This window comes from uncultured Bradyrhizobium sp., from assembly GCF_964252615.1.
Taxonomy (GTDB): Bacteria; Pseudomonadota; Alphaproteobacteria; order Rhizobiales; family Xanthobacteraceae; genus Bradyrhizobium.
In genome coordinates, this window is the sequence record NZ_CAXUNQ010000016.1 from 52,670 (window position 1) to 76,802 (window position 24,133).

The window sequence follows — 24,133 nt, forward strand, 5'->3', positions numbered from 1 at the left end:
GTCAGCGCGCCAGCCCGAGATGGATCAGATCGGAACTGGTCAATCCGTTCAGCCAGGGCAGATCGACGAAGGTCAGGATGCCGAACAGCGCCATCGTGACCGCAGCACCGATCAGCATCGCCGGCTGCCGCATCAATTCCTCCGGCCGCGCGGCGGCCGAGTCCGGCGTCAGGGCAAGCCGCATATAGGCCGCGAACAATGCGATCAGCAGCGGAATGACGACGAGGTATTCAATCCTGTATTTCAGCAAGAAGATCGCCATCATGAATGCAAAGCCCTGGGCATGAACAAGGCAGCTCGTCACCAGGCTCGACTGCGTATAGACGGCAAAAGACGGGCGATATGCCGCAAGGCTTGCGGTGCCGCCCGCCTCGACGATGGCGCGATGTTCCGAGACGCGTTTGGCCGCCATCAGGAAAGCGCCGCCGAACCAGTAAGCGAGCAGGATCGAGGCCGGTGGCGCGACATGCGCGGTGACCGCGAACCAGCCGAACAGGAAACGCAGCGGATTGTTGAGCGATTCAACGATGACATCGAGAAAGGCGCGATCCTTGGCGCGGATCGGCCGCACGTTGTAGATCACGCCGAAAATCGCGAACACCACCGCAACCAGGCTGAAGCTGCCGCCCAGAGTATTGGCGGCGAGCATGCCGGTGGAGGTCAGCAGGATATATTGCGCGAAGACGATGGCGGGAGACATCGTGGTCTGGACCGCTGGCCGCGCACGCTTGGTGGGATGCATGGCATCGAACGGCGCGTCGAGCCATTCGTTGATGGTGTAGTTGGCCGACGACAGCGCCATCGCCACGAACAGGCAGGTGATCAGGCGTCCGGCCAGCGCCGCGACGTCGATCGGCGCGGCCGCGGACATGATGAGCGCGAACGCGACGCCGGGAATGATCAGCACATGTTTGATCCAGTGATCCGGCCGCGCGATGGCCAGATAATCCGCAAGCCTAGCCGCTGGCAGGGCGGCGTGATTTGAAACCAGCATGAAATCCTCCAAGCCTCTCGTGTGCCGCATCGGGTCGGATGCCGGCGAAGATGAGCTTGAAAGGCAGCGATCATGCCGCCCCGCGCCGATCGGCGGCCCACCGTAAAAACGTGGCCGAACGCGGTTAATGCCGGTCCGTTGCACCGGATTCAGCGGGATTCCCGCGCCGCCGTCGGCCGCCGTTTTCAATGCCTCGCTCGGTCGGGCCCTGCGTCGGATACCGGTCCCCGGGCGAACCTGCGCCGGAATGACACAAGCTGTCTCCGGTCGGGAAGCGGGTGGTTTGACCGCAGCCGGAGGCGGAGAGTGCCGAGCAGGAAACGACTGTTCAGGAAATCGACCATGTCCGCTTTTCAGACCCCATGGCTGCCCCCGACCTTCAATCGTCTGGCCTGGTCCAACCTTGCGGCGCAGTCGGCCGAACAGATCGCGCTGGCCGCGGCGCCGATCGCCGCGGTGCTGATGCTCGGCATCGGCGAAGGCCAGACCGGACTGCTGCAGACCGCGCTGACGCTGCCGTTTATCCTGTTCGCGATTCCGGCAGGCCTGCTGGCGGACCGCATCCCGCGGCGCGCGCTGATGGCAGGCTCGGAGGCACTGCGCGCCGCGGCGCTGCTTGGCATCCTGGCGCTGATATCGCTCGACATGCTGACACTGCCCCTGCTCGCGCTGCTTGGCTTTGTTTCCGTATGCGGAACGGTCGCCTACAGCGTGGCGGCGCCGGCGCTGGTGCCTTCCCTGGTGCCGGCGCAATCGCTGCCATCGGCCAATGCGCGTATCGAGCTTGCGCGCACGGTTGCGTTCGCGGGCGGCCCGGCCTTGGGCGGCGTGCTGGTCGGATGGGCGGGTGCCGCGCCGGCGTTCGGTTTCGCCGCGGCGCTGTCGATATCGGCGGTGCTGCTGCTGTCGGGGATTTACGAACCCGCGCGGGAGGCCGCGGCGAAGCGGCATCCGCTGCGGGAAATCAAAGAAGGTGCTGCGTTTGTGTTCCAGCACTCCCTGCTGCGGCCGGTGTTCGCAACGCAGTTCATTTTCAACATTGCATCGTTTCTCGTGCTTTCGGTGTTCGTACCCTATGCGATCCGTCATCTCGGACTGTCGGCGTCAGGCGTCGGCACCACGCTGGCGATGTACGGCGTCGGCATGGTGGTCGGCGCGCTGTCGGCGACAAGCGTGTTGCAACGCCTGCGGTTCGGCACCGTGATCGCGCTCGGTCCTGTCACCGGCTTCACTGCCGCCATGGTCCTGGCGTTGACCACCGTTGTTCCGAGCCCGCTGCTCGCGGGACTGGGCTTCTTCCTGCTCGGCGCCGGCCCGATCCTGTGGGTGATCTCGACCGCCACGCTGCGGCAATCGGTGACGCCGCCGCGGCTGCTCGGGCGCGTGTCCGCGATCAACATCATGAGTTACGGCGCGCGCCCCATAGGCGCTGCACTCGGCGCCACCGTCGGCGGACTCCATGGCGCCGAACTTTGTCTCTATCTCGCCGTCGCGATCTTCGCCGCGCAGGCGCTGGTGATCCTGCTGTCGCCGGCGGTCGGCCTGATCCGGCAACCGGACATGGTCGACGATGGCGGAAAGGAACTGCGTACCTGTTGAGCCGCACGCGCAGGGTCGCCATGGCCGGGCTTGTCCCGGCCATCCACGTCTTTGCACGGCGAGGACGTAAGACGTGGATGCCCGGCCCCGAGGCCGGGCATGACGCCGTGAAATTCTAAAAACGGCCCATCGGCGCTGTTGCCTTCCGATTTATATGATATACATCATCCAATATCGACCCGGGAGCTTCCATGACCGACCAGACCGTCGCCACGATCACGACCGTACCGAGCCCGGAAGCTTCTTCGACCACCGCGCAAATAGCCGTGCTCGCCACGCTGGCCGCGATCGGCACGCTCGCCACCAACATCCTGCTTCCGTCGCTGCCGCAGATGGCGGCGTCGCTTCATGTTTCAACGGCCGAAGTGACCGCCTCGATCACCGTATTCCTTGCGGTATTCGCGATCGGACAGCTGGCGGTCGGACCGATCTCGGACCGTTACGGGCGGCGCATGCCGGTACTGGCAGGATTTGCCGTGTTCATCGCCGGCAGTATCTGGTGCGGCTTTGCCAGCGATCTGCCGGGCATGCTGATCGGGCGCGCGATCCAGGCCGGCGGCGCCTGTTCGACCTCGGTGCTGTCGCGCGCCATCGCCCGCGATCTCTTCAGCGGCGCCGCGCTCGGCCGCGCGATGGCGCTGATCATGATTGCAATGGCGGCCGCCCCCGGCTTCTCGCCACTTCTGGGCGGCGCGCTCGCTCACACTTTCGGCTGGCGTTCCGAATTCGTGTTCGTCGCGCTGTTCGCCGCCATCGCCGCGGTGGCCTACGGCGCGGTGCTCGGCGAAACCCATACCTCGACGCCGATTCCGCTCAACCCGCTCGCAATCGCCAGGACCTATTTCGGTCTGAGCGTCGATCGCCGCTTCCTGATTCCGGCGGTAACCGTAAGCCTGATCATGGGCGGCTTGTTCGCGATGTTTTCGGCGGCCCCGCGGGTGCTGATCGAGGGACTGCACTTCACGCCGATCCAGCTCGGCCTGTTCTTCGCAGGCACCGTGCTGGTCGTGTTCGGCGCCGGCATGCTGGCGACGAAACTCGCGCCGCGTTTCGGGCTCGACCGTTCGATCCGGGGCGGGCTGTGGCTGGCGGCAACCGGCGGCATCGCGATCCTGCTGGTCGCGGCGTTCAATCCCGCCTTCCTGCCCTTCCTCGGGGGAATGCTGGTGTTTCTGCTCGGCATGGGCATCGTCAACCCGCTGGGCACCGCCCAGGCGCTCTCCCCGTTCGGCGAGAAAGCCGGTGCGGCGTCGGCGCTGCTCGGATTCTGGCAGATGATGGCAGCAGCAATCGGGGTGTGGCTCGCAGCGACGATTTCGCACCAAGCGATGTCAGCGCTTGGCATCGTACTGACCGCGGGCGCGCTGCTGGCACTGGTTCTCTACACCATGCGGAAGAAGACGAGCTAGCAGCTTGACCTGTCGCCGACCAGGCTCCAGCATCGGGAAATGGAAAACGAATCCGGCTTGGCGGCAGCGATCGGGGGTTTTATGCGGTGGGCGATCACCCCGCCGCAATCCTATGCGGTGTATCTGGTCTGTCTTTTTCTGGTCGCCGGATTGTCGTTCTATGCCGGCTCGCTGAAACCAAAGAAAGCCGTCAGCATCGGACCTCCGCCCCTCTCCGCACCTCGCAATTGAAGCCGGCCGGCGCCTTAGTTCGAGAGTTGGGCCGGGTGCGAACAATCCGGGCACTGCTCGACCTCGACCGTGACATGGCTCAGCCCCCGCAGGCCGCCGAGGCGGCGCTTGTAAGTCGCCGGCGGCAGCGGATTGTCGGATACGACCGAGATGACGGCGGCGCGATGGCCGGGCCCGACCTGCCAGAGATGGAGGTCGGTCACGCGATCGCCCTTGGTTTCCAACCGGTCGCGGATCACGGTCTCCAGATGCTTGTCGACGCTCGCATCGAGCAACACCGCGCCGGAGGCCTTGATCAGGCCGTAGGCCCAACCGGCAATCACGAGGCTGCCGACGATTCCCACCGCCGGATCGGCCCAGACCCATTGCAAGCTCGCCGCCAAAATCAGCGCCGCGATGGCAAGCACCGAGGTTGCGGCGTCGGCAAGCACGTGGACGTAAGCCGCGCGAAGATTGTTGTCGTGGTGATGATGCCCCGGGGAATGGCCATGGCCGTGCAGCTCGTGGTCATGCGTGTCGCGGAGCAACCACGCGCTGACGAGATTGACGACGAGGCCAAGCACGGCGACCAGTATGGCCTCGCCATAGGCAATCGGGACCGGATGAACAAGACGGACCGCGCTCTCATAGGCGACCTGAACCGCGATCATCGCTAAAATGATAGCGCTGGAAAAAGCGGCGAGATCGCCGAACTTGCCGGTGCCGAAGGCGAACCGGGAATTGCGCGCGTGCTGACGGGCAAACAGGTAAGCGAGCGCGGCAATCCCAAGCGCGGCGGCGTGGGTCGCCATGTGCCAGCCATCGGCGAGAAGCGCCATCGACCCGAACAACGAGCCTGCCACGATCTCGCCGACCATCATGACGGCGGTGATGACGGCAACCAGCCACGTCCGGCGCTCGTTGCGCAGGTGCTGTTGACCAAGGAAAACGTGATCGTGCGTCCATCGGTCGACGGAATGCGAGTGCATTGGCTTATCCTTGATGCGGCGTTCCTTGCACGAATTATATAGCCGGCAAGCGCAAAAGTTCCACCGCACGGTAAACCTGAATCTACGACGCGTTCTATCGCAGGTGCCGCGACCCCACCGGGGAAACCCATAACTGGCCGGGCCGCAAGGCAAAGCCATGACCGAACTCGCCGCGAACCACAAGGTAACCGCATCGGATGCCGGTCACGGCATCAGCTTCGGAGAGGCGTTCCGGTCCGGCTGCGAATTGCGCTGCTCTCCTTTGGCGGCCCGGCGGGGCAGATCGCGTGATGCATCGCATTCTGGTCGAGGAAAAACTGATATCCGAAACCGGTTCTTGCACGCGCTTAATTACTGCATGCTGTTGCCGGGTCCGGAGGCGCAGCAGCTTGCGACCTATATCGGCTGGCTGCTGCATCGGACCGCGGGAGGCATCATGGCCGGCGGCCTGTTCATCGTACCCGGCATCGTTTCCTTCATGCTGCTGAGCATCGTCTTACGCAGCCTATGGCAACGGCGGCTTCATCGAGGCGTTATTCTTCGGCTTGAGCAGCGGTACTTGCGACGGCTTCGCCTGATCTGCCCTACTCCACGCCCCGGCCAAACCGGTTCGATTTCGGCAGGCCATGCGCGAGGCGGCCGGCGTCGGCGCGGTTGCCGCGCCAGTCCGTCAATTCCTTCCAGCTCATGCTCTGGTCGCGGCCCGCCGAATCCTTCCAGGTCAACCCGGCCTTGGCATCGAAGGTCGCGACGTCCGACAGCCCGCCGCCTTTGTATTTCTGCAGCCGGACGCCGCGGCCGCGCGCCATCTCCGGCACCTGGTCGACCGGGAAGATCACCATCTTGTGGTTGGTGCCGATCACCGCAACGGTATCGCCGTTGACGGTCGCAAGCGCCCGCGCCTCGTTCGGCATCTCGACGTTGAGCACCTGCTTGCCCTTGCGGGTGTTGCCGACGCAATCGTCCTCGTTGACGATAAAGCCCTGCCCCTCGTGGCTGGCCACCAGGAACTTGCGGCCGCCGGTATTGACGAACAGCGACACGATGGCGGCGTCCTGCTCCATGTCGATGAACATCCGGATCGGCTCGCCATGTCCGCGCCCGCCCGGCAGCTTTGCAACGTCCAGCGAATAGAATTTTCCGTTGGTGGCGAACAGCAGGAGTTTTGACGTGGTTTCGGCAAAGAACGCCTTGTCCAGCTTGTCGTCGGTCTTGAACGTCAGTCCGGACAGATCGGCGACGTGACCCTTGAGCGTGCGCACCCAGCCCTTGTCGGAAACCACCACGGTGACCGGCTCGCGCTCGACAAAAGCTTCCTCGATCGCGGCCAGATCGTGCTCCGGCGCGTCGGCGAACAAAGTGCGGCGCTTGCCGAGCGGCGTCTTCGGTCCGAAGATGTCGCGCACTTTTCGGACCTGATCGCCGACCTTGGTCCACTGTTCGGATTCGGAGCCGAGGATGCCCTTGATGCCTTTCAATTCGCTGCGGAGATTCTTGTCTTCGGTGCGGATTTCCATTTCCTCAAGCTTGCGCAGGGAGCGCAGGCGCATGTTGAGGATGGCGTCGGCCTGGATATCGGTAAGCCTGAACGCCCTGATCAGCGCCGGCTTCGGCTCATCCTCGCTGCGGATGATCTTTATCACCTTGTCGATGTTCAGGTACGCGATCAGATAGCCGCCGAGCACCTCGAGCCGATGCTCGATCTGCTGCTTGCGGTAATTGGAACGGCGCAACAGCACGTCGCGCAGATGGTCGAGCCATTCGCGCAAGGCTTCAGCGAGCCCAAGCACCTTTGGGATGCGGCCCTTTACCAGCACATTGAGGTTCAGCGGGATCCGGCTCTCCAGCTCGGTCAGCCGGAACAACGATTCCATCAGCAGTTCAGGATCGACCGCGCGCGACTTTGGCTCGATGACGACGCGGATGTCCTCGGCGGATTCGTCACGGACGTCGCCGACCAGCGGCAGCTTCTTCTCGTTGAGAAGCTCGGCGATCTTTTCGATCAGCCGCGATTTCTGCACCAGCCACGGAATTTCGGTGATGACCACCACCCATGTGCCCCGCGCGCCTTCCTCCTGGCTCCACTTGGCGCGGGTGCGGAACGAGCCGCGCCCGGTCATATAGGCCTCGGCGATGCTCTCCTTGGAATCGACGATGATGCCGCCGGTGGGGAAATCCGGACCCTTGACGAAGCGCAGCAGCGCCTTCGACTTCGCATCGGGCTTGTCGATCAGATGCAGGGCGGCGTCGCAGAGTTCGGCTGCATTATGCGGCGGGATCGCGGTCGCCATGCCTACCGCGATGCCCTGGGCGCCATTGGCCAGCAAATTGGGAAACCCGCCGGGCAGCACGATCGGCTCTTTCGACTGACCGTCGTAATTGGCGCGGAATTCGACGCCGTCCTCGTCGATGCCATCGAGCAGCAGCCGCGCGACCTCGGTCATGCGCGCTTCGGTGTAGCGATAGGCGGCGGGATTATCGCCGTCGATATTGCCGAAATTGCCCTGCCCGTCCACCAGCGGATAACGCGAGGAGAAATCCTGCGCCAGCCGCACCAGCGCGTCGTAGATCGACTGATCCCCGTGGGGATGGAACGAGCCCATCACGTCGCCGACGATTTTCGCGGATTTCTTGAACGGCGTACCGGGATCCAGCCGCAGCAGCCGCATGCCGTAGAGGATGCGCCGATGCACCGGCTTCAGGCCGTCGCGCGCATCCGGCAGCGCGCGGTGCATGATGGTCGAGAGCGCATAGGCGAGATAGCGCTCTTCCAGCGCCTCGCGCAGCTGAACCTCGTGAATCTCCGCCGGTTCTGGCGGAATCAGTGTTTTTCCCATGAGGAGGAGTTAAGCTTTCGGGCTCAATCGGGCAAGCCGCGAATCACCCTTACGTCGTTCCGGCGCAGGCAGAGATCCGTGACCCCTGGCGGCCGCGATTGAAGAAGGCATTGGCCGTTGCCGGGACGAGACGACATGGCGTATGGGTCGCCGCCTTCGCCGGAACGACCCGTTAGAGTGACGCGGTGCCTACCCTCGCCCGGTGTCTCGCCACCGCATTGATGAAGCCCTCGCGCGCGTCGGAATGGGCTTGCCCGCGCGGCTCCAGCACGTGGCGCATCAGGAACAGTCCCGTCAGATGAAACCCGTCCATCAGATCCTGGTCCGACCAGCCGTTACGGCCATCATCGCTCTCGCGCAGAAAAGGCGGCAACCGCAAGAGCTTGTCGCGCCATGGCTCGCCAGCCTGCCGCGACACCGCGCCGCCGGATTTCGGCGACACGTAAATCAGCTCAGTGGTCACCCCGCTCGCCGCACAATTTTCAAGGTCAAGGCCGAAACCAAGTTCGGCCAGCATCGCCAGCTCGAATTTCACCAGATGCACCGCGGCTTCGCCGATGTCGTCGAAATCATTCAGAGTGCGCTCGAGCATGTCGTAGATGTCTTCATGCGGGTCGCGCTCGGGCAGCAGCCGCGCCAGCGAGGCGAGATGCGTCACGCCGTAGACCGCGTGGCTTGACGCCAGCACGGTGGCGGCGCGCAGCCGCGTGGCTTCGATGACGTACGTGCCGAGATGCTCGTCCAGCCGCGCCCGCCACACCGCGCGCACGCTGTTGCCAGGCTGCAGCAGCGGCCGCATCCTCGAACCCGAGCCGCCGCGCACCAGACCGAGGTGCCGGCCATGGCCGCGTGTCAACAGCTCGACAATGGCCGAGGACTCGCCATGCCGCCGCGCCCCCAGCACGATGCCGTCGTCGGTCCATTCCATGAAGAGAGCCTAGCACGTAGGGCGGCCACTGCGACTACGAATTGAACCAGCCCTTGGCGTCTCCCGTGAAGGAAGCATAAAGCCCGACAGCGGTCAGGGCGCAGGAAACCGCCTCGATGGCGCTGTCCAACTGCAATCCGTTGTCGCCGATGACCTGCATCAGCGAAATCACCGAGAACGACAATGCTGCGGCCAGCACCCAGCGCGGCCAGTTCTTGCGCTGTCGCGCCGCGAGCCCGACCAAGTGGACCAACAGCAGGATCATGCAGGCTGCGATCACGTTGGCGGCCAGGATCGTGGTTTCCGGAATCGCCGCCGTCGGCGTGCGGTCCTGAAAGGCGACCGACAGCGCGTCGAGCGCGAGCGACAGGTAGAGCAGCACCTGAAACCATACGACATGCCTGGGGAGGGTCATCGAGGCGCCGGCTATTCCTTGGGAAATTCAAGACCCATTTCGCGGTAGCGATTGGGATCGTCGCCCCAGTTTTCGCGGACCTTGACGAACAGGAACAGGTGCACGGGAACGCCGACGATCTCAGCGATTTCTTTCCGCGAATCCGCGCCGATCGATTTGATCGTAGCGCCGCCCTTTCCGAGCACGATCTTGCGCTGGCTCTCGCGCTCGACGAAAATCGTCTGCTCGATCCGGATCGACTTGTCCTTGCGTTCGGTCCAACTGTCGGTCTCGACGGTGGATTGATAGGGCAGCTCCTGATGCAACTGCCGGAAGATCTTTTCACGGGTGATCTCGGCCGCCAGATGCCGCATCGGCGCGTCCGACATCTGGTCTTCCGGGTAGTGGAACGGCCCTGCAGGCACCATCTCCGACAGGGCCCTGCGCAAATCATCCACCCCATCACCGGACAGCGCCGAAACCATAAAAGTCTTTTCGAATTCCAGGCGCGCATTGGCCGCCTGGGTGAGCGCCAGCAGCTTTTCCCGCGGCACCAGATCGATCTTGTTCAGCACCAGGATTTTCTGGTGCCGCACCGTTGCGAGTCGGGTGAGGATGGCCTCGGCTTCCTCGTCGATACCCGCGCGCGCATCGAGCAGCGCACAGACCAGATCGGCGTCATGCGCCCCGCTCCACGCGGTCGACACCATGGCCCGGTCCAACCTTCGTTTGGGCAGGAAAATGCCGGGCGTATCGACCAGGATGATCTGCGCGTCGGCTTCGATGACAATGCCGCGGATCAAGGCGCGCGTGGTCTGCACCTTGCGCGACACGATGGTGACTTTCGAGCCGACCAGGGCATTGACCAGCGTCGACTTGCCGACGTTGGGCGCGCCGATCAGCGCGACGAAACCGCAGCGCGTCGGCAGCGCAGCCGCCGGTACGTCACTGCTCATTATTTGACGCCTTCGCGCGCGATCATCACCGATGCCGCCACCTTCTCGGCGGCGCGTTTGCTGCCGCCGATGCCTTCGGCCGGCGCCAGTCCCGGCAGATCCACCGCAACACGAAATTGCGGATCGTGATGCGGCCCGGTACGCTCGACCTCGCGATAGACCGGCGTCGGCAAGCCCTTGCCCTGCGCCCATTCCTGCAGCACGGTCTTGGGATCGCGCAGCGGACGCTTCAAGGTGCGCATCCGCTCTTCCCAGTTACGCTGGACGAATTGCGCCGCCGCGGGATACCCGCCGTCGAGATACACCGCGCCTATCACCGCTTCGCAGATATCGCCGATCACCGATTTGCGCAGGCGCGCGCCGGCACCGGCGCCGACGGCGCCGAGCTTGATACCTTCGAGCAGGCCGAGCGATTTGGCCACGTCGGCGCAGGTTTCCTTGCGAACGAGATCGGCCAATCGTTTCGACAATTCGCCTTCGTCGGCTTTCGGAAACGCGCGATACAGCATGTCGGACACGATCAGTCCAAGCACGTGGTCGCCGAGGAATTCGAGCCTCTGATAGCTGTCGCTGCGGCTGCGCGCCGATTTCAGAGCGGAAACGTGGGTGAAGGCAGTCGCCAGCAGCGACGGGTCCGCGAAGTTGTGGCCGATCCGCGCCTCGATGGCCGCAGCTTCGGCCGTGGCCGCGGCCTTGCCGCGTCTTTTTTTGGCCGCCGGAGGCTCTGCGCCGCCGTCGGCTTCAGGGCGCGCCCCGACTGACGTCGATAAGGTCTGGATGTCAGGTGATTCGTCGTTCATCGCACGATGGAGAATATGCGATTCCAGCGCACCGCGGTGGGCCAGCGCCATATCTCCCAGGCATGTTCCCCCTCTGCGATCGAGAAAAAGATCATCTGGGCCCGGCCTACGATGTTCTCGAACGGCACGTAGCCGACCGCCGACAGCACCCGGCTGTCGGTGGAATTGTCGCGGTTGTCGCCCATCATAAAAAAGTGATTGGCGGGCACGGTATAGACGTTGGTGTTGTCGTAAAAACCGTTGTCGACGCAGTCCAGCGACTCATAGGTCACGCCATTCGGCAGCGTTTCCCTCCAGCGCTTGACCCTTGCCGTCGCGTCCGACCCGCAAGGGTCCTCCCCGACGAAGTCGGATAAGCGTTCGCGAACGACGGGCTTGTCGTTGATGTAGAGCAGACCCTCTTTCATCTGGATGCGGTCGCCAGGCAAGCCGATCACGCGCTTGATGTAATCGGTCGAATCGTCTTTCGGGAGCCGGAACACCACGACATCGCCGCGCGAGGGCTCCGAGCCGAAGACGCGGCCGGAAAACAGCGGAGGCGACAGCGGAATCGAATAATGGCTGTAGCCGTACGAGTATTTCGACACGAACAAATAGTCGCCGACCAGCAGAGTCGCCTTCATCGATCCGGAAGGGATATTGAAGGGCTGGAACAGGAAGGTGCGGATCACCAACGCGATCAGGAGCGCGTGGATAACGACGCGGATGGTTTCGCCGATGCCGCTTTCAGATTTTGCCCCGGATGTCACGCTCATCGCTTTCCCAATTCCCGTCGCGACCGCGCGCGGTGGCAGAGCATTTTCTTTACGCGAACCGGCCGTCGTTTCGCGTCGAAAAATGCCGCTTGTTCTGAAGATTTAGAACGACATCCGGTGCGGACCTGAAATCGCCCTGGCTCGAAGTACACTCGCGCGAGGTTTTAGACCGTTGTTCGCAAGCGCGCAATCAACGCGGCTGTGAAAACTTTCTAACCCGTTGAAAAAACAATTATTTTTAGTTTTCCGCATGGTGCCGGGCGATGCTGGTCCGGCGCCTTGGGATTTGCCTGGAAGGACCGCCGAAATTATGACCGAAGCTTCGCAAACGGCGAATCATCGGTAAGGTGGTTAGCGGCTCTGCCGGATCCGGGCCGAGCGCCCAGGAGCAGGCTTGCTCGGCGAATCGCTCCGCCGGTCGCGACCACCATCTTCCCGGAGGCTTGGCGCCTCGGTGCGTTCCGGCCCGCCGATGATCACAAGTCGATTTCGAGCTTCATGCGCCCGCGGTTCATCGCCGCCCGCATGGTCCGCACCGTCTCGGCAAGACCGACGAACAGGGCTTCGCCGATCATGTAATAGCCGATGTTGAGTTCGACGATCTGCGGCAGCGCAGCGATGCTCTCGGCGGTTGCATAATCGAGGCCGTGCCCCGCATGCACTTCAAGCCCGGCGGATTGCGCAAGCTTCGCCCCGACGACGATGCGCTGCCATTCCGCTTCGGCCTTCGCCGTCTCGCCCTCCACCACGGCGTCGCACCAGGCGCCGGTGTGGACTTCGATCACCGGCGCACGCAGCCTTGCCGCCATCTCGATCTGAGCCGGATCTGCGGCGATGAACAGCGACACCCGCACGCCGGCGTCGTTCAGCCGGCTGATAAACGGAGCCAGCGCGTTGTGCTGGCCGGCCACGTCGAGGCCGCCTTCGGTGGTCAATTCCTCCCGGCGCTCGGGCACCAGGCAAACCGCATGAGGTTTAGTCGCCAGCGCAATCCGCAGCATGTCTTCGGTCGCCGCCATCTCGAAATTCAGCGGCTTCGAGATTTCGGCCTTCAGGCGTGCCATGTCGGCGTCGCGTATGTGGCGGCGATCCTCGCGCAGATGCGCGGTAATGCCATCGGCGCCCGCTTCGATCGCGGTCAGCGCCGCGCGCACCGGATCCGGACGCTCGCCTGCCCGCGCGTTGCGAAGCGTGGCGACGTGATCGACATTGACTCCGAGACGCAGCGGAGGAGCTTCGGTTCTAGGCATGCGCGATAACCCGTTGGCTGTCGTGCGCGGGCTTTGCCCCGCGCCTCCATCAAATTTTCGCAAAGAGTCTTTGTAGTGGATGGATTGTCGGGTCAAGCCCGGCAAAGACGAACTTGGCTATCCATTGACGCGTTCGACCCGTGCGACCACGGCTTTGGCGCGCAACTGGGCGATGATAGCGCTGAGATGCTTCAGATCATAGACTTCGAGATCGATAGTGAGTTCGGTGAAATCCGGCGAGCGCCTGGACATACTGATATTGTCGATATTGCCGTCATGTTCGGCGATGACGGTCGCCACCTGCGCCAGACTTCCGGGCTCGTTGACGTTGTCGACCATGATCCGCGCCGGAAAACGCTGCGGCGTCGACTCATCGACGTCCCAGCGCACATCGAGCCAGCGCTCCGGCTCGTCCTCGAAATCCTTCAGCGCGGGCGACTGGATCGGATAGATCGTAATGCCCTGCTTCGGCGACACGATGCCGACAATACGGTCGCCCGGAACCGCCCCACCGTTCGGCGCGAATTTCACCGGCAGATCGGAGTTGATGCCGCGGATCGGTATCGCCGACGGGCTGCGGGGCGGTTCGGGCGGCGATTTGAGCCGCAGCTTGACCGCGAGACTCTTTTTCGCGCCGAACCTGCCGACGCGCTCTTCCTTGTAATCCGGATACATCGCCCGCGCGACGTCGGAGGCCCGCATCTCGCCGCGCCCGACCGATGCCATCACGTCGTCGATCGAGGCACGCGCCAGCCGTGGCAACGCGCCTTTGAGCTTGTCGTCGGCGTATTCGATTTTGGCGCGCGTGAACAACCGTTCGACGATGCGCCGGCCCAGTCCGGCATACTGATCGCGCACGGCGGTACGGGTCGCGCGACGGATCGCCGCCCGCGCCTTGCCGGTCACCGCGAGCGACTCCCATGCCGACGGCGGCGCTTCCTGGGCGGCCGAAGTCAGAACCTCTACCTCGTCGCCGTTCTGTAATTCCGACGACAGCGGCGCGAACTTGCCATTGATCTTGCAGCCCACCGCGCTGTTGCCGACGTCGGTATGCACCGCGTAGGCGAAATCGATCACGTTGGCCTGCCGCGGCAGCGCGATCAATTTTCCCTTCGGCGTGAAGCAGAATACCTGATCGTGAAACAGCTCGAGCTTGGTATGCTCGAGAAACTCCTCGGGGTTGGAGCTCTCGGAAAGTACCTCGACGGTATGGCGCAGCCACGCAAAGGCGCTGGATTCACGATTGAGCAATTCGGTCGGAGAGCCGACGCCATCCTTGTAGAAGGCGTGCGCGGCGATGCCGTATTCCGCAATCTGATCCATGTCCTCGGTACGGATCTGCAGTTCGACGCGCTGCTTGCCGGGACCGATCACGGTGGTATGAATCGAACGGTAGTCGTTCTGTTTTGGCGTCGAGATGTAATCCTTGAACCGGCCGGGCACCACCGGCCACGTGATGTGCACGACGCCGAGCGCGCGATAGCAGGCTTCGATGTCGTTGAGCACGACGCGAAATCCGAAAATATCGGACAGTTGCTCGAAGCCGACCGACTTGCGCTCCATCTTGGTCCAGATCGAAAACGGCCGCTTGCGCCGGCCGTAAACGTGCGCAGTCATGCCGTTTTTCTCGAGATTCTTTAAGAGCTGGCTTTCGATCTCCCCGATCAGGTTGCGGTTGCGCTCTTCCAGCCCATCCAGGCGCTTCATCACGACCGCATGGGCTTCCGGGTCGATCGTACGGAACGACAAATCTTCGAGTTCCTCGCGCATTTCCTGCATGCCCATGCGGCCGGCAAGCGGCGCATAGATGTCGAGGGTCTCCTCGGCAATGCGGCGCCGTGCCGCCGGCGGCACGAATTCCAGCGTGCGCATGTTGTGGAGACGGTCGGCGAGCTTGATCAGCAGCACGCGAACGTCGTCGGAAATGGCCAGTAGCAGCTTGCGCAGGTTTTCGGCCTGCTTGGCCTCCCGCGACACCAGTTCCAGCCGCTTCAGCTTGGTGAGACCTTCCACCAGGGCGCCGATCTCGTGGCCGAACACGGAATCGATTTCGCCCCGGGTCGCCTCGGTATCCTCGATGGTGTCATGCAGCAATGCGGCGACGATGGTGGCGTCGTCAAGCTTGAGGTCGGTCAGGATAGCCGCGACTTCCAGCGGATGCGAAAAATACGGGTCGCCGGAGGCCCGGGTTTGAGCGCCGTGCGCCTTCATGGCGTAAACATAGGCGCGGTTAAGCAAATCTTCGTTGGTGTTCGGGTTATAGGCACGGACCCGATCGACCAGATCGTATTGCCGCATCATGCGCGACCGCGGCGCCCGGACCGGCCTGGTCGCCGGAACAGGGACAGGAAGCGTCACGGCGACCGAATCGGCCGCGGCCTGCATCTGCCGGGGGGTGCGGCGCCAATACGCCATCGATTGCTGCCTTCATCCGCGGTCCGAGTCCGCCCGCTTACAATCGCCAATGTACCCCAGAGCGCGCGTGCGGGAAGCGGAATCCGGTCTGAATTCGCTCAAGATTTCGAGCTTTCCGATGCTGGGGGCCGCATTGACCCCATGTTCCGGGCAGGACCGCCATCATACATTAAATTTTCTTCATAAATGCAAAAACCCGGACCTGCGGGTCCGGGCTTTCGAAACGTCATAACCGCCTTGGGCCTGATATTATTCGTCTTCTTCCGGCTGCTCTTCCGGAGGCGCCAAGCCTTCGAGGCCCTTCAAAAGTTCCTCCTCGGTCATCCGCTCGACCGCGACCTCGGTATCATCGGCATCCACGCTGGCGCCGGCTGAGCCGATCAAAGGCACGGTATCGGGTTCCGGTTCGTCGACTTCGACGAACTTTTGCAAGGAATGGACCAGTTCCTCCCGCAAATCTTCCGGAGAGATGGTCGAATCCGCAATTTCACGCAAAGATACAACTGGGTTCTTGTCATTATCACGGTCAACTGTAAGTTGTGACCCAGACGAAATCATACGGGCGCGGTGGGCCGCCAAAAGGACCAGATCGAATCTGTTGTCGACCTTATCAATACAATCTTCTACCGTGACGCGCGCCATCGACCGTCGCTCCGTAAAATGGGATCGAATTTGTTGATTATGCGCGGTAGGTATAGCGACTGGGAGTATTTCGCAAGCCAAATTTGTAATTTGGCCTCGTCAGAACGCTCTGCTAACCCATCTGAATCTGCAGACCGGGTGCCCTGAGACTCGTCCAAACAGCCTCTCGGACAAGAATTCGCTTCATTGCTTGACCTAGTATCGACCTGAAGCTTTTGCCTCACTCTATCGACGGTGGTGTCTGGTCCGGTTGACCGTCCATCAGGCAGCCAAGTTCTTTGGAATGCGCGGACGCTGCCGCCGCGCCAAGAAAACGCTATAGCAACAACAACCGTGAGAAACTTATGTCACCTGTCTCCAACAAGATCGCGCTTTTCATCGATGGCGCCAATCTGTATGCGACCGCCAAGACGCTCGGCTTCGACATTGATTACAAGCGCCTTCTAAAGGAATTCCAGAGCCGCGGCACCCTGGTGCGCGCCTTCTATTACACCGCGATTATCGAGGATCAGGAGTATTCGTCGATCCGGCCTCTGATCGACTGGCTCGACTACAACGGCTACACCGTGGTCACCAAAGCGACCAAGGAATTCATCGACGCCAGTGGGCGGCGCAAGGTCAAAGGCAATATGGACATCGAGCTGGCGGTCGATGCGATGGAACTCGCCGAGCACGTTGACCAGATCGTACTGTTTTCAGGCGACGGCGATTTCCGCTCGCTGGTCGAGGCCGTGCAGCGCCGCGGCGTTCGCGTCACCGTCGTCTCCACGATATCAAGCCAGCCGCCGATGATCGCCGACGAGTTGCGACGTCAGGCCGACGTGTTCACCGATCTGGTGGAACTGCAGCCCAAGCTCGGCCGCGATCCATCGGAACGTCCGGCGCCGCGCGAGCCCCGTCACCATGCGCCGCAGTTCCTGCAGCGTGCCACGACCATGGCGCCACGAGGCGATGACGACGATTTCGACGACTGAGGACGAGGCTAGACCGGCATCCGCCCCCGGTATCCGCATCAACCCCGATCGCAATTGTCCATTATGTCCACGGCTCGCGGGCTTTCGCGAGGCCGCTCGGGCGCGTGAACCGGACTGGTTCAATTCGCCGGTACCTTCGTTCGGCGATCCCAGCGCGGCCCTGCTGATCGTTGGGTTGGCGCCGGGCATGCGAGGCGCCAATCGCACCGGGCGACCCTTCACCGGCGATTATGCCGGCGACCTGCTGTACGCGACACTGCTGGAATATGGCTTTGCCAGGGGTGTCTATCAGGCGCGGCCCGACGACGGATTGATGCTGGTCGATTGCCGGATCACCAATGCGGTGCGCTGCGTGCCGCCGCAGAACAAGCCGCTGCCGGTCGAGATCAACACCTGCCGGCAGTTTTTGACCGCCACCCTGGCGGCGATGCCGCGGCTGCGCGCCATCGTGGCGCTCGGGCGCGTGGCGCATGAAACGACGGTGAAAGCCTTGGGCCTTCGCGCGGCGTTGGCGCCATTTTCGCACGGCGCCGTGCATCAGGCCGGTAAGCTCCGCCTGTACGACAGCTATCATTGCTCGCGATACAATACGAATACGGGGGTGCTGACGCCGGAGATGTTTCGCAGTGTATTCGCGCGGGTTCGTGCGGATCTGGAACTCCTACGATCATAAGGGAATTAGCGACTCCATACGCCGTAGTTCAACGAGCGAAGCCGGAAGCGTAATCCGCCACGCGCCGCGCCCGTTTCGCGACCGGAGGGTTGCGCTTCGCTAACCGCCTACGAAGCCGGACTTTCCTTCAGCCATTCCAGCACGTCCGCCGCGTTGCGATCCGGCGGAAACACCGGGTAGAACACGTGGGTTATGCGGGCGTCGTCGATAATGAGCGTCAGCCGCTTGATCATGGTCAGTCCCGCAATGTCCATGGTCGGCAAATCCAGCGCCCGCGTGAGCAGCAGTTTTTCATCGGACAGAACCGGAAACGGCAGATGCAGCCGCGAGGCCATCTCGGTCTGGTAGGCGTTGCTCTGGGTCGACAGTCCAAACACATGCGCCGCGCCCGCGGCTTTGAGTTCCGCGTGGAGATCGCGAAACGCGCAGGTCTGCGGCGTGCATCCGCGCGCGCCGGGTATCATGTCCCAGTCATCAACGAGGCTGATCTTGCCGGGTTCGCCGGTGCGCGGATAGGCGAACAGCACGGTGCGTCCGGGCAGCGCCGACAGCGTCACCGAGCTATCGTCGGTCGCAACCAGGTCGATCGCCGGGATCGTCATGCCTTTCAGATGAGCGGCAGCACCGTCGTCCGTCGGCGCCGGGATCTTGCTCCAGTCGACCTCAAGCAGGTTTTTTTGATTCATCGCGGCATCCTCGTCTTCGCCTTTGTAGGGTGGATGCGAAGCGTAATCCACCGCGCTCGGTTGCTGAACGCGGGTTACGCCTTCGTCATCCCCTCGCCCGCAGCAGCCGTCCCTTCTCCCTGCCCCAGTCGCGCTTCTTTTCGCTTTCGCGCTTGTCGTGAAGCTTCTTGCCCTTCGCCACCGCGAGCAGGAGCTTCGCCCGGCCGCGCTCATTGAAATAAAGTTTGAGCGGTATCAGCGTCATGCCGTCGCGGTCGACCGCACCCATCAGTTTGTTGATCTGCTTTTTATGCAGCAACAGCTTGCGCGGCCGCTTCGGCTCGTGGTTGAAGCGGTTGGCTTGCAGATATTCGGGAATGTTCGCGTTGATCAGCCAGATCTCGCCGCCCTTGGAATCGGCGTAGGATTCCGCGATCGTGGTCTTGCCATTGCGGATCGACTTGACCTCGGTGCCCGTCAGCGCGATGCCGGCCTCGATGGTGTCCTCGATCGCATAGTTGAACCGCGCCTTGCGGTTCTCGGCGACTACCTTGATGGCGCGCTCGTTCTTTGCCGCCACGTCAGGCTTTCTTGAGCAGGTCGCGGATTTCGGCCAGCAGCACGATCTCCGAGCTGGGTCCGACCGGTTCCGGCTTCTTCTCGTCCTTGCGCTTGAGCTTGTTCATGGCGCGGATCACCAGAAACAGCACGGAAGCGATAATGATGAAATTGATGGTCAGCGTCAGGAAATTGCCCCACGCCAGCACCGCGCCCTGTTTCTTCGCATCGGCGAGATTTGCGGCCGTGACGCTGGTCGAAAGGGGCGTGAAATAATTCGAAAAGTCGAGGCCGCCGGTGATCGCTCCGATGATCGGCATGATGATGTCGCCGACCAGCGAGGTCACGATGCCGCCGAATGCGGCGCCGATGATGACGCCGACCGCGAGATCGACCACATTGCCCTTCATCGCGAATTCGCGAAATTCCTTCAGCATCCGCAGTCCCTTCGCTTCAACCCCGCGTACCGGGGGGTCGTGACGGCAGCGGCGGCCTTAATTGAGCAGCCCGGCATGCACCATGGCATCGCGGATTACCTTGCCGGTCGGCGGCGTCACCGCCATCAGCGGCAGGCGCACTTCTTCCTCCAGCCGGCCCAACAGCTTGAGGCCATGCTTGGCGCCGGCAAGCCCCGGCTCCTTGAAAATTGCGTCATGCAGCGGCGTCAGCCGGTCCTGGATCTTCAGGCCGGTGGCGTAATCGCCCTTCAGGACGGCGGACATCAGATCGGCACACAGTTTTGGCGCCACGTTGGCGACGACCGAGATGCAGCCATGCCCGCCCGCCGCCATATAGGCCAGCGCCGTCATGTCCTCGCCGGACAGCTGGATAAAATCCGGACCCATGGCGTGGCGTTGCTGCGACACGCGGGCGAGATTGGCCGTGGCGTCCTTGACGCCGGCGATGTTCTTCAGCTCGAACAACCGTGCCATGGTTTCGACCGACAGATCGACAACGGAGCGCGGCGGAATATTGTAGATGATGATCGGGATGCCGATCGCATCGTTCACCGCCTTGAAGTGGTGGTACATCCCTTCCTGGGTGGGCTTGTTGTAATAAGGCGTCACTACCAGCACCGCATCGGCACCAGCCTTCTCGGCGTGGACCGCCAGATCGACGGCCTCGCGTGTCGAGTTCGAACCGGCTCCGGCGATCACCGGGACGCGCCCCTTGGCTTCGTCAAGACACAACTCGACGGCCCTGTGATGCTCCTCATGACTAAGGGTTGGACTCTCCCCGGTGGTGCCGACCGGGACGAGACCATGCGAACCTTGCTCGATTTGCCAGCTTATGAGTCCGCGAAAGGCGGCCTCATCGAGCGAACCATTTTTGAACGGCGTGACCAAGGCGGTCAAAGACCCCCGGAATTTTGTCTCGGCTGCCATGGCTTCCTCCGCACGCATGAATAGAGGTCAAATTCATACCGGGTCTGACGGCATGGCGAAAGGCCCGAGCCTGCAGGCGTTAGCCGCGATTTTGCCGTGGTAGTGGTGCAGACCGTGGGCGATTCCCGGGCGAAATTAGTATTTTGTCTACATAATCAGTGAAATACAGCTAGGACGACCCCGATTGCTTGATTCGCTGCGAAAGAGAGCCGTGACGCCATTTGCCCGTGCGAAAGCGCCCCGATCCGCCGCCCTGGCAAGCCTGGTGCTGGCCGTCGGGCTCTCGGTATCCGCCCGAGAGGCCGCAGCCACGGTTCCGCTGCCGAAGCCCCGACCGATCGCGCGCAACGTCATACCCAGGATCACGGTCGCGACCAGGCCGCCGGCGCAGCCCGCCGACGCCGCTACCCCGGCACCTGTGATTCAACCTGCCACCCGGCAGCATGCGGTGCTGCCGCCCGCGCGAAAACCGCCGCCGCCGGCGATGGCAGCCACGTCATCGACACCGCAGGCCGATGCCGACGTGGTGGCAAATGTCATCGAACTGGTGCGCAATCACAAGCCGGCAGATGCAACCCAGGCCGCCGCATCGATATCCGATCCGGTCGCGCGAAAGCTTGCCGAATGGATCATCCTGCGCAGCGACAACAATGGCGCATCGGTAGAGCGCTATCGCGCCTTCATCGATGCCAATCCGAGCTGGCCGTCGCAGACATTTTTGCGCAGGCGGATCGAAGCAGCGCTGTGGGATGATCATCGTGACGACGCCACGGTGATGGCGTGGTTCGCAAACGAGAAACCGCTGTCGGCCAAAGGCAAATTCACGCTTGCCAAGGCGTTGATCGCGCGCGGCGATCGAACCGGCGCCGAACGGCTGCTGCGCGACGCGTGGCGGTTCGACTCGATGTCCTCCGACACCGAAGAAACCGCGCTCGATCTGTTCGGTGCGTTGTTGACTCCGGGCGACCAGAAAGCGCGGATGGACTCGATGCTTTACGGCAGCGAGCAGGACGCCGGAATGCGCGCGGCGAACCGGATCGGTCAGGTCGCCCTTGCCAAGGCCCGCAACGCGGCATACCGGAAAGCGCCCAATACAAAAGCCCTGCTTGATGCAGTGCCGCAGGAGTTGCACGGCGACCCAGGCTACATGTTCGCACGGATTCAGCTGCTCCGCCGCGAAGACAGGTTTCAGGAAGCCGCGCAACTGATGCTTAACGCGCCGCGCGATCCGAACAGGCTGTACAATCTCGACGAATGGTGGGTCGAACGGCGGCTGTTGGCGCGCAAGATGCTTGACGTCGGCGAGCATCGTAGCGCCTACCTGATCGCCCGCGACGCGGCACTTCCCGCGCGCGACATCTACAAGACCGAGCAGGAATTCACCGCGGGCTGGATCGCGCTGCGCTTCCTGCACGACCCCACTACCGCCGCCCAGCATTTTGCCCGCATCGGCGTAGGCAGCGTCAACCCGACCGCGCTGGCGCGCGCCGGTTACTGGCAGGGCCGCGCCGCCGAGGCCTCGGGCCGCGCCCAGGATGCCCGTGCCGCCTACGCAGCGGCGGCGGAACACTCAACCAGCTACTACGGCCAATTGGCGCGGGCGAAGCTCGGGTTGCCGCAAATCGAACTGAACGGCGTTCCCTCAAGCCGTTCGCGCGGCGTCGAGCGGCTCGAGGTCGTTCGCGCGGTCCAGCTTCTCTACGCGCTGGACGAGCGCGAGATCGCGATTCCGATTCTCGGCGACATGGGCGAGAACGGCGATCCGGACGTACTGCTGGGACTGGGCGAACTGGCCGGACGCAATGGCGACGCGCGCGGCATGCTGCTGATGGGCAAGGCTGCGCTCAATCGCGGCCTGCCGTTCGATTTCTACGCCTATCCGGTGATCGGGATCCCGCCATTCAAATCGATCGGCCCCGACGTCGAGCAAAGCATCGTCTTTGCGATCGCACGGCAGGAAAGCGCGTTCAATCCTTCCGTGGTTTCGCCGGCGCAAGCCTATGGACTGATGCAGGTGACGCCCGACGCCGGCCGCTACGTCTGCAAGAAATACGGAGCCAATTTCGATCTCGGCCGCCTGAAGAGCGATCCGGTGTATAACGCCGCGTTGGGCGCCGCCGAACTCGGCGGCCTGATCGAGGATTATCGCGGTTCCTATATCATGACCTTCGCAGCCTACAACGCCGGCCGCGGCAGCGTGAAGAAATGGATCGAACGTTATGGCGATCCGCGCAATCCCAAGGTCGATGCCGTCGACTGGGTCGAACAGATCCCGTTTTCCGAAACCCGCAATTATGTGCAGCGGATCATGGAAAACCTGCAGGTCTACCGCGCGCGCTTCGGCGGCGGATCGCGGCTGCAGATCGAGGCCGACCTGCACCGCGGCGCGGCCGGTGCGGTCGTGGAATAACGCATTACGTTCCTGAATTGCTTGGTTCACCCGGCCAAGCATCGTTAACTGATGTGAATTGATCGAGCGGCAACGTCGCGGCATTGGTCAAAAAGTTTGGATCAACTACTTCAACCGTCAATTGGCGCCTGGGCCGGAACTCACTGACAAGCCGATTGCGGCCAGTCGCGCCGAACCGGTAGAGCATGCGCAGCCGGGTTATTGAGTGCCATTCAAGCGGGGCAAGCGATGATCAAGGCTTGAACCGCATTTGCCTTTTCCAAATGACAAAATCGGGATTTTTGCAATATGAACTACCCTGCCGTTTTACGACATTGATTGCGGCGCGGTTTTCGCAATTCGGACCACACAGCGAAATCCGAGATGACTGGTTGACGTATCGATCGCCTCGGCGTGGCGCGCGGCAGGCCGATATCGCCGGCAATAGTTCGGTGCGCAGAGGTGCGAGCCGCCCTTGATTACCTTGCGCGGAATTCTGATGTTCGGCTGACAGGGATCATAGCTTGCGGCTTCGGCGCCCCCGCGTGGATTTTCAGGAATGCAGCACGTCTTCGGCGCGTCGGCATCGTGCTTTTGCGAATACCAGTCGGACGTCCACTCCCAGACATTGCCGATCATGTCGTGAACGCCATAAGCGTTCGGCGGAAACGCGGTGACCGGCGAGGTGCGCTCAAAACCGTCGTCGTTCGAATTCTGCCGCGGAAACTCGCCTTGCCAGGTGTTGGCCTGGTGCCTGCCGCCCGGCGTGAACTCGTCGCCCCAGGCGTATTCGGCGCCGTCCATTCCGCCGCGCGCAGCGTATTCCCACTCTGCCTCGGTGGGCAAATCCTTTCCGGCCCAGCGCGCATAGGCCAGCGCGTCCGTGAATGAAACATGCACCACCGGATGATCGTCCAACATGTCGATGTTGCTGGTCGGACCATAGGGGCGCCGCCAATCGGCATTTTTCAGGAAAACCCACCATTCTCCCCAGTTGCGCAAATCGACCGGACCTGATCGCGGCGTGAACACCAGCGAACCGGCGTAAAGCATGTGCGGCAGCGCGCCGGGATAATCCCTCGGATCGGGAGGAATCTGCGCAAAGGTGACATGACCGGTGGCCTTCACGAATTCCCTGAATTGCCGGTTGGTGACCGGCGTGCGATCGATAAAAAACGAATCGATCCTGACGCGATGAACCGGCGCTTCCTCGGGGTAGTGCTGGTCCGATCCCATGCGGAAAGTGCCGCCGGGAATCAGAATCATTCCGGCATGACCAGCGCGTTCGCCGGCTTTGGCGTCCACGGTGTC

The 24,133-nt window shown here is 62.7% G+C and carries 23 protein-coding genes and 1 pseudogene; 8 read left to right on the plus strand and 16 right to left on the minus strand.

Annotated elements, in window-relative coordinates; translation table 11 throughout:
- Position 1: 1 nt before the first annotated feature.
- The gene (locus ACFE72_RS11165; protein ID WP_375413156.1) at positions 2–994 is read right to left on the minus strand and encodes a UbiA family prenyltransferase; all 993 of its coding nucleotides are present in this window, start codon (positions 992–994) and stop codon (positions 2–4) included.
- A 342-nt stretch (positions 995–1,336) separates the two neighbouring features.
- Between ACFE72_RS11165 and ACFE72_RS11170 the strand changes: the two genes are divergently transcribed.
- From ACFE72_RS11170 to ACFE72_RS11180, 3 genes are all read left to right on the plus strand, one after another.
- Positions 1,337–2,593, plus strand: a complete 1,257-nt coding sequence (locus ACFE72_RS11170; protein ID WP_375413157.1) for an MFS transporter — start codon at positions 1,337–1,339, stop codon at positions 2,591–2,593.
- A 191-nt stretch (positions 2,594–2,784) separates the two neighbouring features.
- Positions 2,785–4,002 carry a multidrug effflux MFS transporter gene (locus ACFE72_RS11175; protein ID WP_375413158.1) on the plus strand — a complete coding sequence of 406 codons (1,218 nt, stop codon included), beginning with the start codon at positions 2,785–2,787 and terminating at the stop codon, positions 4,000–4,002.
- A gap of 39 nt (positions 4,003–4,041) precedes the next feature.
- Positions 4,042–4,233: a hypothetical protein gene (locus ACFE72_RS11180; RefSeq protein ID WP_375413159.1), complete on the plus strand. Its 192-nt coding sequence runs from the start codon at positions 4,042–4,044 to the stop codon at positions 4,231–4,233.
- A 14-nt stretch (positions 4,234–4,247) separates the two neighbouring features.
- Here ACFE72_RS11180 and dmeF read toward each other — a convergent pair whose 3' ends face one another.
- Positions 4,248–5,201 (minus strand): CDF family Co(II)/Ni(II) efflux transporter DmeF, encoded by a 954-nt coding sequence (dmeF, locus tag ACFE72_RS11185; protein ID WP_375413160.1) that lies wholly within the window; start codon positions 5,199–5,201, stop codon positions 4,248–4,250.
- 157 nt (positions 5,202–5,358) lie between these two features.
- Between dmeF and ACFE72_RS11190 the strand changes: the two are divergent.
- Positions 5,359–5,755, plus strand: a pseudogene (locus ACFE72_RS11190) (chromate transporter); the annotation flags it as partial.
- A gap of 30 nt (positions 5,756–5,785) precedes the next feature.
- Here the strand turns inward: ACFE72_RS11190 and parC are convergent.
- The 9 genes from parC to rpoZ all read right to left on the minus strand — a co-directional run bounded on the left by parC (position 5,786) and on the right by rpoZ (position 16,178).
- Positions 5,786–8,038 carry a DNA topoisomerase IV subunit A gene (gene parC / locus ACFE72_RS11195; RefSeq protein ID WP_375413161.1) on the minus strand — a complete coding sequence of 751 codons (2,253 nt, stop codon included), beginning with the start codon at positions 8,036–8,038 and terminating at the stop codon, positions 5,786–5,788.
- Positions 8,039–8,210: 172 nt separating this feature from the next.
- On the minus strand, positions 8,211–8,966 hold the full coding sequence (gene recO / locus ACFE72_RS11200; protein ID WP_375413162.1) for a DNA repair protein RecO: 756 nt from the start codon (positions 8,964–8,966) through the stop codon (positions 8,211–8,213).
- 34 nt (positions 8,967–9,000) lie between these two features.
- A complete protein-coding gene (locus tag ACFE72_RS11205; RefSeq protein ID WP_375413163.1) occupies positions 9,001–9,381 on the minus strand; it encodes a hypothetical protein in 381 nt (126 codons plus the stop codon).
- Positions 9,382–9,392: 11 nt separating this feature from the next.
- A complete protein-coding gene (gene era, locus ACFE72_RS11210) occupies positions 9,393–10,316 on the minus strand; it encodes a GTPase Era (protein WP_375413164.1) in 924 nt (307 codons plus the stop codon).
- Positions 10,316–11,116: a ribonuclease III gene (gene rnc, locus ACFE72_RS11215; protein ID WP_375413165.1), complete on the minus strand. Its 801-nt coding sequence runs from the start codon at positions 11,114–11,116 to the stop codon at positions 10,316–10,318. The genes era and rnc overlap by 1 nt, the downstream gene beginning before the upstream one ends.
- Positions 11,113–11,871 (minus strand): signal peptidase I, encoded by a 759-nt coding sequence (gene lepB, locus ACFE72_RS11220; protein WP_375413166.1) that lies wholly within the window; start codon positions 11,869–11,871, stop codon positions 11,113–11,115. The genes rnc and lepB overlap by 4 nt, the downstream gene beginning before the upstream one ends.
- Before the next feature lie 476 nt (positions 11,872–12,347).
- Positions 12,348–13,121 (minus strand): pyridoxine 5'-phosphate synthase, encoded by a 774-nt coding sequence (locus tag ACFE72_RS11225; RefSeq protein ID WP_375413167.1) that lies wholly within the window; start codon positions 13,119–13,121, stop codon positions 12,348–12,350.
- Between the two features lie 117 nt (positions 13,122–13,238).
- Positions 13,239–15,536 (minus strand): RelA/SpoT family protein, encoded by a 2,298-nt coding sequence (locus ACFE72_RS11230; RefSeq protein WP_375413168.1) that lies wholly within the window; start codon positions 15,534–15,536, stop codon positions 13,239–13,241.
- Between the two features lie 249 nt (positions 15,537–15,785).
- Positions 15,786–16,178 carry a DNA-directed RNA polymerase subunit omega gene (rpoZ, locus tag ACFE72_RS11235; protein WP_024512695.1) on the minus strand — a complete coding sequence of 131 codons (393 nt, stop codon included), beginning with the start codon at positions 16,176–16,178 and terminating at the stop codon, positions 15,786–15,788.
- Between the two features lie 344 nt (positions 16,179–16,522).
- On the opposite strand from rpoZ, the gene ACFE72_RS11240 reads away from it, so the two are divergent.
- Together ACFE72_RS11240 and ACFE72_RS11245 are read left to right on the plus strand one after the other, a co-directional pair.
- A complete protein-coding gene (locus tag ACFE72_RS11240) occupies positions 16,523–17,152 on the plus strand; it encodes an NYN domain-containing protein (protein WP_375413169.1) in 630 nt (209 codons plus the stop codon).
- Positions 17,130–17,825 carry a uracil-DNA glycosylase gene (locus ACFE72_RS11245; protein ID WP_375413170.1) on the plus strand — a complete coding sequence of 232 codons (696 nt, stop codon included), beginning with the start codon at positions 17,130–17,132 and terminating at the stop codon, positions 17,823–17,825. Before ACFE72_RS11240 ends, ACFE72_RS11245 begins: the two co-directional genes overlap by 23 nt.
- Positions 17,826–17,932: 107 nt before the next feature.
- Here ACFE72_RS11245 and ACFE72_RS11250 read toward each other — a convergent pair whose 3' ends face one another.
- From ACFE72_RS11250 to dapA, 4 genes are all read right to left on the minus strand, one after another.
- The gene (locus ACFE72_RS11250; protein ID WP_375413171.1) at positions 17,933–18,511 is read right to left on the minus strand and encodes a peroxiredoxin; all 579 of its coding nucleotides are present in this window, start codon (positions 18,509–18,511) and stop codon (positions 17,933–17,935) included.
- Positions 18,512–18,596: 85 nt separating this feature from the next.
- Positions 18,597–19,070, minus strand: a complete 474-nt coding sequence (gene smpB / locus ACFE72_RS11255) for an SsrA-binding protein SmpB (RefSeq protein WP_375413172.1) — start codon at positions 19,068–19,070, stop codon at positions 18,597–18,599.
- Between the two features lies 1 nt (position 19,071).
- Positions 19,072–19,485: a large conductance mechanosensitive channel protein MscL gene (gene mscL / locus ACFE72_RS11260; protein ID WP_375413173.1), complete on the minus strand. Its 414-nt coding sequence runs from the start codon at positions 19,483–19,485 to the stop codon at positions 19,072–19,074.
- Positions 19,486–19,542: 57 nt separating this feature from the next.
- Positions 19,543–20,433 carry a 4-hydroxy-tetrahydrodipicolinate synthase gene (dapA, locus tag ACFE72_RS11265; protein WP_375413174.1) on the minus strand — a complete coding sequence of 297 codons (891 nt, stop codon included), beginning with the start codon at positions 20,431–20,433 and terminating at the stop codon, positions 19,543–19,545.
- Between the two features lie 211 nt (positions 20,434–20,644).
- Between dapA and ACFE72_RS11270 the strand changes: the two genes are divergently transcribed.
- Both ACFE72_RS11270 and ACFE72_RS11275 read left to right on the plus strand, forming a co-directional pair.
- A complete protein-coding gene (locus ACFE72_RS11270; RefSeq protein WP_375413175.1) occupies positions 20,645–22,843 on the plus strand; it encodes a transglycosylase SLT domain-containing protein in 2,199 nt (732 codons plus the stop codon).
- 58 nt (positions 22,844–22,901) lie between these two features.
- A complete protein-coding gene (locus ACFE72_RS11275) occupies positions 22,902–23,048 on the plus strand; it encodes a hypothetical protein (protein WP_375413176.1) in 147 nt (48 codons plus the stop codon).
- A 101-nt stretch (positions 23,049–23,149) separates the two neighbouring features.
- On the opposite strand, the gene ACFE72_RS11280 is transcribed toward ACFE72_RS11275, so the two are convergent.
- Positions 23,150–24,127, minus strand: coding sequence for a formylglycine-generating enzyme family protein (locus ACFE72_RS11280; protein ID WP_375413194.1), 978 nt, complete (start codon positions 24,125–24,127; stop codon positions 23,150–23,152).
- Between the last annotated feature and the right edge of the window lie 6 nt (positions 24,128–24,133).